Consider the following 14,254-nt stretch of genomic DNA (forward strand, 5'->3'; position numbering starts at 1 on the left):
AAAACCCTATCCGAACCGGATGGGGTTTTCTGTTTTATAACCGTTTTTGGAACGCTATAACTATTATTGCACTAATTTATAAGTGTTAAATTATAGTCAATTGTTTGAGGTAAATATTGATACTTTAGACTTTTTGAATTTGAATGAGTATTTTTGTATTTCAATTATTTTATTTAAACATGAAGAAAAATATTTTATTGTTAGCACTTCTTGCTGTAACAGGCTTAAGTGCGCAACAACGTCCAAAGTTGGTTGTAGGTATAGTTGTCGATCAGATGAAAATGGAATATTTATATCGTTTTTCAGACGATTTTTCTCCAAATGGCTTTAAGAGGTTAATGAATGATGGATTTACTTTCCAGAATATGCATTATAATTATATGCCAACTTACACAGCTCCAGGACATGCTTCAATTTACACAGGTACTACACCTGCTACTCACGGAATTGTTGGTAATGAATGGTTTAGTAGAACTCTTGGAAAAGAAATGTATTGCACAGATGATGCAGGAGTTAAAACTGTAGGTGACGGTACTGCAGAAGAAGGTGCAATGTCTCCAAAAAACCTTCAAAGTACTACAATTACTGACGAAGTTAGAATGGCTACCAATTTTAACGGAAAAGTTATTGGGATGAGTTTAAAAGATCGTGGAGCAATATTACCAGCAGGTCATTTTGCTAATTGGGCTTTTTGGTTTAGTAAAACAGGATCTTTTATTTCTAGTAGTTTTTACGGCGAAAAATTGCCTGATTGGGTTACAGAATTCAATAATGAGAAAAACTACCTAAAATATATTAATAAAGGCTGGGATTTGTATAAGCCGGCTTCTGTTTATAATGAAAGCCTTCCAGATAATAATCCTTATGAAGGGAAATTGTATGGAAGTGCAGCTCCTGTTTTTCCATACGATTTGAAATCAATGTATGAGAAGAATGATGCTGGAGTAATTAGAGCTACTCCTTTTGGTAATGATTTGCTGGCTGAATTTGCAAAAAAAGCAATCGAAAAGGAAGAATTAGGAAAAGATAATATTACAGACTTCCTAACAGTTAGTTTTTCTTCTACAGACTACGTAGGTCATTTACTTGGGCCTCGCTCAATGGAATTGCAAGATACTTATTTGAGATTAGATCAAACAATTGCTGATTTTTTGGCTTATCTGGACAAAACAGTTGGTAAAGGGAATTATTTACTTTTCTTAACTGCAGACCATGCTGGAGCCGAAAACGTAATTTATTTGAAAGATCGTAAATATAATGTAGACAATTATCCTTCTAAAGAGGTTAAGAAAAGTTTACAGGATTTTTCAACTAAAACTTTTGGTGTAGATTTGATTCAAAACTATTCTAATTTTAATGTGTTTTTTAATAAGCAGATTATAAAAGATAAAGGTTTAGAGCTAGCGAATGTTAAAAAAGCTTTTAAAGAGTTTTTAATTACTCAACCGCAAGTTAAGAAGGTTTATACAGAAGAAGAAGTTTTGGTGAATGCTGGAAATGATTATTCTTTAAATTTTGTAGCGAAAGGTTATGACGTTACGCAAAACGGAGACTTGGTTATTGTAGATAAACCTGGAGTTATTGAATATACAGCTACAGGTACATCTCATGGAACTATTTATAGTTATGATACACATGTTCCAGCAATTTTTTATGGATGGCACATTAAAAAAGGTGAATCTTATGATAAAAAAGCAATTACAGAAATCGCTCCAACTATAGCTCAGAAAATTAAAGTTACTTTTCCGAATGGAACTGAAGCTAAAGTAATGACTGAAGTTTTAGATAACAAAAAATAAGCATCAATTATATTTTAAAAGCCTGTCTTCGCGACAGGTTTTTTTATGCAAAAAAAAGACTTTTCAATAAAGAAAAGCCTTTTGTAAAAGTGATTTAGTAAGCACTTGTTTAAGTATTAGCCTATGCGTTTGCTAACACTATTTCTTCGTTAAAAGGAAGATTCCAAGCTTCTGCAACTCCTTTGTAAAGGATTTTTCCATTAGCTACGTTTAATCCTTTTTTCAATTCTTCATTTTCTGCACACGCTTTTTCCCATCCTTTGTTTGCTAGTTGTACAGCATAAGGTAAAGTTGCGTTTGTTAAAGCTAAAGTAGAAGTGTAAGGTACAGCTCCTGGCATATTAGCAACACAATAGTGAACGATATCGTCAATAATAAAAGTTGGGTTTTCGTGAGTAGTTGGAGTACAAGTTTCGATACATCCTCCTTGATCTACAGCTACGTCAACAACAATAGTTCCTGGACGCATTAATTTAAGCATATCACGAGTAATTAAGTGAGGTGCTTTTGCTCCTGGAATTAAAACTGCTCCAACAATTAAGTCAGCATCTTTAATTGCTCTTGTAATATTGTAGTGGTTTGACATTTCTGTATTTACGTTTGCTGGCATGATATCATCTAATTGACGTAAACGTGGTAAGCTTAAGTCCATGATAGTTACCTGAGCACCTAATCCGGCAGCCATTTTAGCAGCTTGAGTTCCTACGATTCCTCCGCCTAAAACTAATACTTTTGCTGGTGGTACACCTGGAACACCTCCTAAAAGAATTCCTCTTCCTTTTAGTGGTTTTTCTAAGTATTTAGCTCCTTGTTGAATTGCCATACGACCTGCAACTTCAGACATTGGAACTAATAATGGTAAGCTTCTGTCTGTTTTTTCTACAGTTTCGTAAGCTAAACACACAGCTCCTTTTTCTAACATTGCATGAGTCAATTCTTCAGAAGAAGCAAAGTGGAAGTAAGTGAATAATAATTGATCTTTTTTGATCAATGGATATTCAGAAGCAATTGGCTCTTTTACTTTGATGATCATTTCTGCAATTGCATAAACTTCTTCAATTGTTGGTAAAACAACTGCTCCAGCTTCAGCATATTCCGCGTCAGCAAAACCACTTCCTAAACCAGCAGTAGCTTGAACATAAACTGTATGTCCGTGTTTTTTCATTTCAGAAACACCTGCAGGAGTTAAGGCAACTCTGTTTTCGTTATTTTTTATTTCTTTAGGAACACCTATTATCATTTTGTTATATTTTTTGTTATTTATTGAAATTGTTTTACAAATCTACAGATAGAGAATAAATTATGGTTTAATGCTTGATAAATAAGAAAATATTATTTTATTTTTTATTTTTACAGAAAAATATTCTGTTTTGACTTAGAATTTATTCTTAAAAAAGAAAAAAAGACTAAATCGGACTAATTTTAATAAAACGTTTTCGTTATGGCTTTAGATGAAATTGACAAAAAAATCCTACGTCTTTTACAGGAAGATGCGCATTATACTTTAAAAGACATCGCAAACAAAATAAATTTGTCTTTAACTCCTGTTCACGATCGAGTGAAACGTCTTGAAAAAGATGGGATTATAGAGAAATATGTCACTCTTTTAGACAAGAAAAAACTGGGAAATAATTTGACCGTTTACTGCCAAGTTACACTCACTAAGCAAACTTACGATACTTCGGAAGGGTTTAATCAGTCGATTTTGGATTTGCCTGAAGTTGTGGAATGCAATTACGTTTCTGGAAATTTTGATTATATGCTTAAAATTATAATTCCTGATATGGAAAGTTATCATCATTTTCATCAGAAAAAACTATCGGTCCTGCCTGAAGTTTCTTTAATAAATACTGTTTTTGTTATTTCGGAAGTAAAAAGCACAACTGTACTTCCTATATAAAGAAAAACCACCAAGATTAACTTGATGGTTTTAAAAAACAGTTAGTTTGGTTGAATTAATAATAAGTATAACGTCTTACTTTGGCAATATATTTTGCCAAGCGAATAACTTGATGGCTATATCCATATTCGTTATCATACCAAATGTATAATACAATGTTTTTTCCGTCTTTAGATACAATTGTAGCATTGCTGTCATAAATAGATGGAGCAGAAGTTCCTACTATGTCAGACGAAACCAATTCATTGTTTAAAGAATATTTTATCTGCTCAACCAATTCTCCTTCAAGAGCATATTTCTTCATAATTTTATTGATTCCTGCAATTGACGTTGCTTTTTTAACCTCTAAATTTAAAACAACGAGAGATCCATTAGGAACAGGAACTCGAATAGCGTTTGAAGTTAATTTTCCTTCTAATGTTGGTAACGCTTTTGCCACCGCACTTCCTGCACCAGTTTCGGTAATAACCATATTTAAAGCAGCAGCTCTTCCACGACGGTACTTTCTATGCATATTATCAACCAGATTTTGGTCATTGGTATAAGCATGAATGGTTTCTAAATGTCCTTTTACAACGCCAAGTGTTTCTTCAACTACTTTTAGAATTGGAGTAATGGCATTTGTTGTGCAAGACGCAGCAGAAAAAATATTGATTTCGTCAGGATTAAAATCATTATGATTTACACCATGAACAATATTCGGTACGCCCTTTCCAGGAGCAGTCAATAAAACTTTACTTGCTCCGTTTGAGGTTAAATGTCTTTTTAGTGCTTCTTCGGTTGTAAATGCTCCAGTATTATCAATTATTAAAGCATCATTAATTCCATAAGAAGTATAATCAATTTCCTCAGGAGAATTTGCGGTAATAATATGAACTGTTGTGCCGTTAATAATTAAAGCATTATTTTTAGAATCGGCTATTACAGATCCTTGAAAATCTCCGTGAATGGAGTCGTATCTTAAAAGAGAAGCTCGTTTCTCTAAACTCGATGCGTCATTTTTATCACGTGTTACAATTGCTCTCAAACGCAATTGATTTCCTTTTCCAGTTTTAGACATCAGCTCTCTTGCCAATAAACGTCCGATTCTTCCAAAACCATACAAGACAACATCTTTCGGCTGAATTTCTTTTGATGATTTTGCTTTTTTCAATTTTTCAATAACAAAATATCTTGCATCAGGATATTTTTCATCTTCTAAACGATACTCGTACGTCAGCTTTCCTAAATCTATTTTTGCTGGCGGAAGATCTAAAGACAAAACCACTTTTGCAATTTCAACCGAATCGAAAATAGTTATTGGTTTGCCTACAAATTCACCAGCATATTGATGAAGATTGATAATATCGCTTACGTTTTTATCCAATAATTGATTTTTGAATAAAACCATTTCGATTGATTTGTCATACCATAAATCGCTTATGGTTTTGATTAATTCGACTCCGGCTTTTCGTCGGTCGACTTGTAATGTTACCTCTTTTTGGTACAATGTTTTGTTACTCATAATTGAAAAAATAAAATGCTCACTATTTTAAAATTTTGCGCAAAAGTATCTATTTCAATCGATTTCGTAAACTATTTTAGCATTTATTTTTGAAAATAAAAAAGCTACCTAAATTTCTTTAAATAGCTTTTTTAAAGTTTTTTAATCTTAGCTCAAGAACTGTAATTTGTCCATTAAATTATGATTCTGAAAATCTCTCCATTTCTGTTGATCATTTCAATTCGAACACTTTGTCCTTCGTCTTTTTTACTTAAAAGTTTTGAAACTGTTTCAACATTTGTTGCTTTAACGTTATCAATACTCAAAATGATGTTTCCTAACAATTCGTTTTGATATTGCATTAAATTCTCGTTGGTGATGTTTTTAATTTTTACACCATAATCAATTCTAAACTTTTTCTTGTCAGCAGCATCAATGTTTTCTAATTCAATTCCTTTAACTTCAGCACTGTAAAATTCGTTTTTGCTTAAAGTTACAGGAACAGTTTTTGTTTTACCGTCTTTGATATAAGTTACTTTAACCACATCGTTTGGACGTTTTGTATTGATGTAACCTGATAAATCTGCATAAGTAGAAATATTCTGCTCGTCAAGTTTTACAATAATGTCTCCTTTAGTCAAACCAGCTTTTTCTGCACCAGAATTTTTAGAAACTCTATTAATATAGAATCCTTGCGTTTCTGTAATTCCTAATTCTTTAGATGCCATACTGTTTAATTCACCACCTTCAACGCCAAGAATTCCTCTTTGCACATTTCCATATTCCATAATGTCCTCAATAATCTTGCGTGCAATATTAGAAGGGACAGCAAAAGAATACCCAACATAAGAACCAGTCATTGACGAAATCATGGTGTTAATTCCAATTAATTCACCGCGAGCATTTACTAACGCTCCACCACTATTACCTGGGTTTACAGCAGCATCAGTTTGAATGAAAGATTGGATTCCGCTTTGGTCTAAATTTCTGGCTTTCGCCGAAACAATTCCGGCAGTTACAGTCGAAGTCAAGTTATAAGGATTTCCAACTGCCAATACCCACTCACCCACTTTTACACTGTCAGAATTCGCAAAAGCGGTGTAAGGAAGTTTTTCGTCAGCATTGATTTTCAAAAGGGCAATGTCCATTTTCGAATCAGTACCGATTAACTTCGCTTTGTATGATTTTTTGTTATTTAAAGTAATTTCAATTTCTGTGGCATCTTTAATTACGTGATTGTTCGTAACGATATATCCATCTTCAGAAATAATTACGCCAGAACCAGTTCCAACTTGTTCTTGTTGCTGCTGTCCGCCATATCCGTAGAAAAACTCTAGCATTGGGTTGCTAACAGTTCTTCTCGAAACATTTTTTACGTGAACAACAGTATGAATTGTTTTGTCTGCGGCTTCAGTAAAATCGAGTATTTCAGCTCCTAAACCAACATTTTTTCCGTAAGAGTTAGGGGCAAGAGTTACAACAGAATTTCCTTTGCCAAAAAAAGAATTGTTGCTTTCAAATAATAACTTGTAAGCACCAAGAGTAATAGCACCACTTAATAATGACACTAAAAATAAGGCTGAAAATCTTTTCATATTAGAATTTGTAATTAAGTTATTAGGATTTACGTTTCATGTTTTATTTAACGTAAAATTACTTCAAAAAATTATTTGTAAAAACGGTTTAACGCTCTTTAACAATGATTAACATTTCATTAATTAATAGTTCGTACTTTTGTACTTCTAACAACTAAAAAATGCAAGTAGAATTTTATAAATATCAAGGCACAGGAAATGATTTTGTAATGATTGACAATCGTACAAATTTCTTTCCAAAAGACGATGTAAAACTTATTGAACGACTGTGTGACAGACGTTTCGGAATTGGAGCTGATGGATTAATTCTTTTAGAAAATGATTCTGAAACCGATTTCAGAATGGTTTATTATAACTCTGATGGAAACCAAAGTTCGATGTGCGGAAATGGCGGCCGTTGTCTGGTTGCTTTTGCCAATCAATTGGGTGTAATTGATGATAAAACGACTTTTATCGCAACTGACGGATTACACCATGCTTCTGTTAATGCCGATTCGATTGTTTCTTTGCAAATGATTGATGTAAATGAAATTCAGAAAAAAGATTCTTATACTTTTTTAAATACAGGTTCGCCTCATCATGTTCAAATTGTTGACGATTTAGAACATTATAACGTAAAAGAAAACGGAGCCGCAATTCGTTATGGAGAATTGTATGGAGAAAAAGGAAGTAATATCAACTTTGTGAAAAAAGTAGATAATGATACTTTTTCTTTGAGAACATACGAAAGAGGTGTTGAAGACGAAACTCTTGCTTGCGGAACTGGCGCTACAGCCGTTGCAATTGCTATGAATGCGATTGGAGAAACCGATAAAACTTCGATAAACTTAAATGTTGAAGGCGGAAAATTGGTAGTTTCTTTCGATAAAGAGAATGATGGTTACACGAATGTTTTCTTGACAGGACCAGCAAAATTTGTTTTTAAAGGAACAATTGAGATATAAAAGTAAAATTCTAATTTTTTAAAATCACAAATTCCAATCCCGATAGCTATCGGGACTAAAATCTAAAATTGTAAATGATCACACTCAAAGGCGAAAACATTTATTTGCGTGCACTTGAACCTCAAGATTTAGAGTTCATCTATTCTATAGAAAATGATGAGAATATCTGGGAAGTCAGTAATACGCAGAGTCCTTATAGCCGTTTTTTGATTAAACAATATTTAGAAAATGCCCATCAAGATATTTATGAAGCAAAACAGCTTCGTTTGGCAATCTGTTTAGACGAAGATTTTCCTGCTGTTGGATTGATTGATTTGTTTGATTTTGATCCTAGAAATAATAGGGCGGGAATTGGCATTGTAATTCAGAAAGAGGAAAATCAAGGGAAAAATATTGGTTCTGAGGCTTTAGAACTTTTAATTAAATATTCTTTTTATAATTTAAATCTTCATCAATTGTATGCAAATATTGGTGTGCAAAATGTAGCCAGTATTGCACTTTTTACTAAATTTGGTTTTAAGAAAATCGGAATAAAGAAAGATTGGATTTTGTATCATAACCACTATCAAGATGAAGCAATTTTTCAGCTAATTAATAAACAAATTTAAAACTTAAGCTTTGAGTCTAAAAAAAATAATCACAATAAGTGCCGTAGCCATAATTTCAGCTCTACTGATTTATGGTTTTATTTTAATCAGTAAAATATTTAGTTCTAATACTAAATTTGAAGAAAAAGAAGTATACGTTTATGTGCCAACAGACGCGAATTATGCTGATGTAAAAAAGATTTTAGTACCTTATGTCAAGAATTTTGACAATTTTGAAATGGTTGCAGAAAAAAGAGATTACCCTGAAAATGTAAAATCGGGTCGTTTTCTTTTAAAGAAAGACATGAACAATATTGATTTGGTTCGTGCCATGCGTTCTAATATTCCAGTTAAATTGGTTTTTAATAATCAAGAGCGTTTAGAAAATTTTGCTGGAAGAATTGGTGCAGAAATCGAAGCTGACAGCACATCTTTAGTAAAAGCATTTAGAGATTCTACTTTTTTAGCAGCAAATGGTTTTAATGAAGAAAATGTTTTTGCAATGTTTATTCCAAACACTTATGAGGTTTATTGGAATACTTCTGCAGAGAAGTTTCGTGATAAAATGATTAAAGAATATCATAATTTCTGGACAGCAGAAAGAATTGAAAAAGCAAAAGCACAAGGTTTGACTCCAGTTCAAGCTACAATTTTAGCTTCGATCGTTCATAAAGAATCGGTTAAAAAAGACGAAAGGCCTCGTATTGCTGGCGTTTATTTAAATCGTTTACGTTTAGAAATGCCATTGCAAGCAGACCCAACGGTTATTTATGCTTTGAAACTAAGAGACAATAATTTTGATCAAGTGATTAAAAGAGTTTTTTATAATGATTTGGTAATGAGATCTCCATATAACACTTATGTAAATAAAGGACTTCCTCCAGGACCAATTGCGATGCCTGATATTACAGCATTAGAAGCAGTTTTAAACCCAGAGAAAAACGATTATATTTATTTCTGTGCAAGTGTTGAACGTTTCGGATATCACGAATTTGCAGCAACGTTGGCAGAACATAATGTAAATGCGAAAAAATATTCAGATTGGATCGCGAGTCAAGGAGTGACAAGATAAGTTTGCATTAAATAAAATATTAGAAACCGAAGTGAATTTTAGCTTCGGTTTTTTTATTGCAAAATACTTTCGAAAACGCAAAAAATATGGAATTGTTAATTTGTGTGTTTTTTAATCTTTATTAATAAAAAAAATAAGCAATTTTCGAAGTTGAATTTTATAAAATTCAAAAACTGAATTTCAAGATCTACATAAAAAAGCGCTCTTATTCCGTAAGTCAATTCTTTCTTTTTAATAAAAAATGCTTAAAATTTATATAAAATTAGAATTTTTTTTGCCTTAAAAATTGATTTTTAAGGTTAAAAAATCGTTACCAAAATCTTTCGGAATCTATTAGTATACTTGGGATGAAAGCGATTTTAGAATTTCTCTTAAAAATGCTAAAGTGCTGGTTTTTAGTATATTTTGAAAATGTCTTATCTTTGCACCGTAGAAATTTCAAGAGAGTGACAGTGTCTTGAAGAAAAACAATTTATGATAAAGAAATGGTATTTTTATGCGAGTTTAGTCGTTATTATTACATTTTTAAGTTTGGGATTTATTCCCTCTAGTCACGAAACCAAACCTTGGTTTTTAATTGAAAAAACAGATGGATCAGAATACATTTTTCCATCAAAAGAAAAGGATGATTATCCGAACACCAACGTCCCATACACAGGCAATCATCTTATAGGATTTAAAGAAGCAGTAGCTTTTAAAGAATCACAAGGGAAATACAGATTAGTGAATTCTCTTGGTTATATGGGCAAATATCAATTTGGTTCTAAAGCTTTAAGAGCGATCGGAATTAATGATAATAAAGCCTTTTTAAAAGATCCTGCATTACAAGAAAAAGCTTTCATGGCTTTGTTAGCCAAAAACAAATGGATTTTAAGAAACGAAATCGAAAAGTATGAAGGCAAAATCATCAGTGGTATTGAAATTACCGAATCTGGAATTTTAGCTGCAGCGCATTTAGGCGGGGCAGGTTCTGTAAAGAACTTTTTCAAAAACAAAGGAAGCAGACATTTTAGAGATGCTTTTGGAACTTCTTTGAAAAGCTATATGAGAGATTTTGCAGGTTACGATCTTTCTTTTATAGAAGCTGATAGTAACGCAACAGTTAATGACTAAACTAAAAAAAGAAAAATCCCTTTAAAAGGGATTTTCTTTTTTAATCTATTAAAGCTTCTAAGATTTTTATTGCTGCTTCACTTATTTTAGTTCCTGGACCAAAAACAGCCGATGCTCCAGCGTCAAACAAGAACTGATAGTCCTGAGACGGAATTACACCACCTACAATTACCATTATATCATCTCGTCCGTGTTTTTTTAGTTCTTCTATAACTTGCGGAACCAATGTTTTATGACCCGCCGCAAGTGATGAAACGCCTAAAATGTGAACATCATTTTCTACAGCTTGTTTTGCTGCTTCTGCGGGAGTTTGAAATAGAGGGCCAATGTCAACATCAAAACCTACATCGGCGTAGCCGGTTGCGACTACTTTTGCTCCTCTATCGTGTCCGTCTTGTCCCATTTTTGCAATCATAATTCTAGGACGTCTTCCTTCTTGTTTGGCAAAAACATCTGCTAGTTGTTTTGCCTTCTCAAAATTTTCGTCATTTTTTATTGCTGCACTATACACTCCGCTAAAAGATTTAATTTGCGCTTTAAAACGGCCAAAAACAGTTTCCAATGCATTGCTTATTTCGCCTAGTGTTGCTCTGTTTCTAGCGGCTTCAATGGCATTTTCTAATAAGTTTCCTTGACCTGTTTGCGCACAAAGGATTAATTTTTCTAGTGACTTATTTACTTTTTCAGAATCTCGTGTTCGCTTTATTTCTTCAAGACGCTCTACTTGCTGTTTACGAACCAGCTGATTATCTACATCTAAAATATCTAACGGATCTTCTTTTTCTAAACGATATTTATTTACGCCAACAATAATGTCTTGTCCGCTGTCAATTCTTGCTTGTTTTCTTGCAGCAGCTTCTTCAATTCGAAGTTTCGGAATTCCAGCTTCAATGGCTTTTGTCATTCCGCCGAGTTCTTCTACTTCTTCAATGAGTTTCCAAGTTTTTTCAACGATATCATTGGTTAAACTTTCAACATAATAACTGCCAGCCCAAGGATCTACCGTTTTAGTGATTTTAGTTTCTTCCTGAAGAAATATCTGTGTATTTCTAGCAATTCTAGCTGAGAAATCTGTTGGAAGTGCAATAGCCTCATCTAGTGCATTAGTATGCAAAGATTGTGTTCCTCCAAAAACTGCAGCAGAAGCTTCAATACAAGTTCTAGCGACGTTATTAAACGGATCTTGTTCGGTTAAACTCCACCCGCTGGTTTGGCAATGTGTTCTCAATGCTAGAGATTTATCGCTTTTCGGATTGAACTGTTTTAATAATTTAGCCCAAATCATACGTCCAGCTCTCATTTTGGCAATTTCCATAAAATGATTCATGCCGATTGCCCAGAAGAAAGACAATCGCGGTGCAAAATCGTCAATTGTCATTCCTGTAGATAATCCAGTTCTGATATATTCTAAACCGTCTGCCAATGTATAAGCCAACTCAATATCTGCACTTGCACCAGCTTCTTGCATGTGATAACCAGAAATTGATATCGAATTGAATTTTGGCATTTTTTTGCTCGTAAATTCAAAGATATCTGCGATAATCTTCATGGAAGGAGTTGGAGGATAGATATAGGTATTTCGCACCATAAACTCTTTTAAAATATCGTTTTGGATGGTTCCAGCTAATTTTTCAGGAGCGACGCCTTGTTCTTCAGCAGCGACAATATAAAAAGCCATAATAGGAAGAACAGCACCATTCATAGTCATTGAAACAGACATTTCATCTAGCGGAATCTGATCGAATAGCACTTTCATATCTTCGACTGAATCTATCGCAACACCTGCTTTTCCAACGTCGCCCACAACTCTTTCATGATCAGAATCGTAACCGCGATGTGTTGGAAGGTCAAACGCAATGGAAAGTCCTTTTTGACCTGCAGCCAAATTTTTTCTGTAAAAAGCATTGCTTTCCTCTGCTGTAGAAAACCCAGCATATTGGCGAATCGTCCACGGGCGCCTCACATACATTGTGGCGTAAGGCCCGCGTAAGTTAGGTGCAAAGCCAGCTCCGAAATCAAGAAATTCTAAATCTTCGATATCTTTCTCTGAATAGTTTTTTTTAATTTCAATTCCTTCTGCAGTTGTAAAGTTTTCGGTCAAGTTTTCTAATTCTTGACTTTCAACTTTCAACTTTTGACTTTGAAGAGTAATATGTTTAAGGTCTTTTCTCAATTGTAAAATATTATTTAAAATTGGTTTAGTTCAACATCGATTTCTTTTAAGAAATCGTTAATATCAGTTGCACTTTCAGGATTTTTTAAATACTCCTCTGTTCGTTTTTTCACTTGATTGATTTGCCACAAAGGAATCTCGCACTCATTAATTGCTAATGAGCTGCTATTGGTAATTGTATTTTTTTTAATTGACTCCACAGATTATAATATTTATTCCAATTCCAATCTTTCTTGCTCCATTTTCTCCGCCAATCTTTTTTCAATTATTGGTGTAATTAATGTTTTTCTTGGTTTTATTTTAACGAAAGGAAACAATTCTAAATCATGTTTCATTCGATCTTCTTTATTCGGGTATTTATTTGTGCCTAAAAGAATTTCTTTTTTAGAATCAAATAATTCCTGTTCTTTATTGGCGCTTTCTTGAATTTTCTTTTTGATTGTACCGTCGTTTAGAAGTTTTAAAAATCCGCCGTTTGCTTCAATATCTTTAAATAAAGCTAAACTTTTTTCGGCCAATTGCATGGTTAGACTTTCGATGTAATAACTTCCGTCAGCTGGATTGTTTACTTTATCAAAATAACTTTCGTGCTTTAAAATTAAAAGTTGGTTTCTAGAAATTCTATCGCCAAACTCGTTGTCTTTATGATATAAAGCATCATATGGCAAATTGGCAATTGCATCTGCACCACCCAAAATTGCCGACATACATTCAGTTGTTGTACGCAACATGTTTACGTTATAATCGTAAATCGTTTTGTTGCGTTTGGTTGGCGTTACCAATAAATGGCATTTAATTTCTGAATTATATTCTGCAGCAATTAAATCAAAAAGCATTCGAAGTGCGCGCAGTTTAGCAATTTCGAAAAAATAATTTGTTCCAACGGAAACCTGAAAAACAATTGATTTTGCATTATCAGAAAAACGATTTAGATATTCGTTTGCATGCGCTAAGCTATAAGCAATTTGTTGTGTGATATTTGCTCCCGAATTCTGATACAATCCTAAATCTACACTTACTATATTTAGGTTAGTTGTATTTTTAAAAACTAGATTTAAAGTATCAAAATTTGTTTTTTCAGAAGTAGAGAACCAATTTCCTTCACGTGCCAATTGTCCTATTGGATCAAAATTGCAGTAAAAATGTGCTTTTTTCTGAAGCGAAATATTATCTAATTTTTTTACGAAATCGATTGAAATAAAACTCAAATGAAAATAAACGCTATTTTCTAAAGGAAGATTTTCCAATAGTTTTTCAATGTCGATTTTTTCGTTTTGAATAGTAAAACGAAGGCTTTCTGCACCTCTTTCTAAAGTGTTTAAAGCGCGTTCAATAGATTTTTCTATATCGAAAACAAAGATATTCTGGCAGATTTTAAAATCTGAGGCTTGCGTATTTACATTTGCTGCTTTTGTAAATTCATCGCTATGATAAAAAGGTTTTACCTGAATATCTTCTGGAGAATTCCAAATAACAGTCTGATTGTAATCGGCTCCATCCAATTCAAACTGAATTTTTTGTTTCCATTGTTTGGATGAAATCGGATTAAAATCGTCGAATAGGTTAGTGGCCATTTTATGTTGTTTGA

12 protein-coding genes are annotated in these 14,254 nt (G+C 33.1%); 6 read left to right on the forward strand and 6 right to left on the reverse strand.

Features of this window, described 5'->3' with window-relative positions:
- Positions 1-179 precede the first annotated feature (179 nt).
- Positions 180-1,799 (forward strand): alkaline phosphatase PafA, encoded by a 1,620-nt coding sequence (pafA, locus tag ACWA1F_RS21715; RefSeq protein WP_456896873.1) that lies wholly within the window; start codon positions 180-182, stop codon positions 1,797-1,799.
- A gap of 121 nt (positions 1,800-1,920) precedes the next feature.
- Here pafA and ald read toward each other — a convergent pair whose 3' ends face one another.
- A complete protein-coding gene (ald, locus tag ACWA1F_RS21720; protein WP_456896875.1) occupies positions 1,921-3,039 on the reverse strand; it encodes an alanine dehydrogenase in 1,119 nt (372 codons plus the stop codon).
- Positions 3,040-3,240: 201 nt separating this feature from the next.
- On the opposite strand from ald, the gene ACWA1F_RS21725 reads away from it, so the two are divergent.
- Positions 3,241-3,699 carry an Lrp/AsnC family transcriptional regulator gene (locus ACWA1F_RS21725; protein WP_306156241.1) on the forward strand — a complete coding sequence of 153 codons (459 nt, stop codon included), beginning with the start codon at positions 3,241-3,243 and terminating at the stop codon, positions 3,697-3,699.
- A gap of 55 nt (positions 3,700-3,754) precedes the next feature.
- Here the strand turns inward: ACWA1F_RS21725 and ACWA1F_RS21730 are convergent, their stop codons facing one another.
- Both ACWA1F_RS21730 and ACWA1F_RS21735 read right to left on the reverse strand, forming a co-directional pair.
- Positions 3,755-5,203: a glyceraldehyde-3-phosphate dehydrogenase gene (locus tag ACWA1F_RS21730; protein WP_456896877.1), complete on the reverse strand. Its 1,449-nt coding sequence runs from the start codon at positions 5,201-5,203 to the stop codon at positions 3,755-3,757.
- Positions 5,204-5,376: 173 nt separating this feature from the next.
- Positions 5,377-6,777: a trypsin-like peptidase domain-containing protein gene (locus ACWA1F_RS21735; RefSeq protein ID WP_306156239.1), complete on the reverse strand. Its 1,401-nt coding sequence runs from the start codon at positions 6,775-6,777 to the stop codon at positions 5,377-5,379.
- Between the two features lie 161 nt (positions 6,778-6,938).
- Between ACWA1F_RS21735 and dapF the strand changes: the two genes are divergently transcribed.
- The 4 genes from dapF (at position 6,939) to ACWA1F_RS21755 (ending at position 10,493) form a co-directional block, all read left to right on the forward strand.
- A complete protein-coding gene (gene dapF / locus ACWA1F_RS21740; RefSeq protein ID WP_456896879.1) occupies positions 6,939-7,721 on the forward strand; it encodes a diaminopimelate epimerase in 783 nt (260 codons plus the stop codon).
- A 74-nt stretch (positions 7,722-7,795) separates the two neighbouring features.
- Positions 7,796-8,329, forward strand: a complete 534-nt coding sequence (locus ACWA1F_RS21745) for a GNAT family N-acetyltransferase (protein WP_456896881.1) — start codon at positions 7,796-7,798, stop codon at positions 8,327-8,329.
- A 10-nt stretch (positions 8,330-8,339) separates the two neighbouring features.
- Positions 8,340-9,380, forward strand: a complete 1,041-nt coding sequence (gene mltG, locus ACWA1F_RS21750; RefSeq protein ID WP_456896883.1) for an endolytic transglycosylase MltG — start codon at positions 8,340-8,342, stop codon at positions 9,378-9,380.
- A gap of 474 nt (positions 9,381-9,854) precedes the next feature.
- Positions 9,855-10,493 (forward strand): peptidoglycan-binding protein LysM, encoded by a 639-nt coding sequence (locus ACWA1F_RS21755; protein ID WP_456896885.1) that lies wholly within the window; start codon positions 9,855-9,857, stop codon positions 10,491-10,493.
- Between the two features lie 40 nt (positions 10,494-10,533).
- On the opposite strand, the gene scpA is transcribed toward ACWA1F_RS21755, so the two are convergent.
- The 3 genes from scpA to ACWA1F_RS21770 are packed head-to-tail and all read right to left on the reverse strand — an operon-like array spanning position 10,534 to position 14,240.
- The gene (scpA, locus tag ACWA1F_RS21760) at positions 10,534-12,666 is read right to left on the reverse strand and encodes a methylmalonyl-CoA mutase (protein ID WP_456896887.1); all 2,133 of its coding nucleotides are present in this window, start codon (positions 12,664-12,666) and stop codon (positions 10,534-10,536) included.
- A 14-nt stretch (positions 12,667-12,680) separates the two neighbouring features.
- Positions 12,681-12,866 carry a hypothetical protein gene (locus tag ACWA1F_RS21765; protein ID WP_456896889.1) on the reverse strand — a complete coding sequence of 62 codons (186 nt, stop codon included), beginning with the start codon at positions 12,864-12,866 and terminating at the stop codon, positions 12,681-12,683.
- Positions 12,867-12,878: 12 nt separating this feature from the next.
- Positions 12,879-14,240 (reverse strand): methylmalonyl-CoA mutase subunit beta, encoded by a 1,362-nt coding sequence (locus ACWA1F_RS21770; RefSeq protein ID WP_456896891.1) that lies wholly within the window; start codon positions 14,238-14,240, stop codon positions 12,879-12,881.
- Between the last annotated feature and the right edge of the window lie 14 nt (positions 14,241-14,254).

The organism is Flavobacterium erigeronis (assembly GCF_054075165.1).

What these genes read in the sequence shown, in the direction of transcription:
- pafA (WP_456896873.1), top strand. Translation starts at nt 180, where the DNA reads ATGAAGAAAAATATTTTATTGTTAGCACTTCTTGCTGTAACAGGCTTA.
- ald (WP_456896875.1), bottom strand. Translation starts at nt 3,039, where the DNA reads ATGATAATAGGTGTTCCTAAAGAAATAAAAAATAACGAAAACAGAGTT.
- ACWA1F_RS21725 (WP_306156241.1), top strand. Translation starts at nt 3,241, where the DNA reads ATGGCTTTAGATGAAATTGACAAAAAAATCCTACGTCTTTTACAGGAA.
- ACWA1F_RS21730 (WP_456896877.1), bottom strand. Translation starts at nt 5,203, where the DNA reads ATGAGTAACAAAACATTGTACCAAAAAGAGGTAACATTACAAGTCGAC.
- ACWA1F_RS21735 (WP_306156239.1), bottom strand. Translation starts at nt 6,777, where the DNA reads ATGAAAAGATTTTCAGCCTTATTTTTAGTGTCATTATTAAGTGGTGCT.
- dapF (WP_456896879.1), top strand. Translation starts at nt 6,939, where the DNA reads ATGCAAGTAGAATTTTATAAATATCAAGGCACAGGAAATGATTTTGTA.
- ACWA1F_RS21745 (WP_456896881.1), top strand. Translation starts at nt 7,796, where the DNA reads ATGATCACACTCAAAGGCGAAAACATTTATTTGCGTGCACTTGAACCT.
- ACWA1F_RS21755 (WP_456896885.1), top strand. Translation starts at nt 9,855, where the DNA reads ATGATAAAGAAATGGTATTTTTATGCGAGTTTAGTCGTTATTATTACA.
- ACWA1F_RS21770 (WP_456896891.1), bottom strand. Translation starts at nt 14,240, where the DNA reads ATGGCCACTAACCTATTCGACGATTTTAATCCGATTTCATCCAAACAA.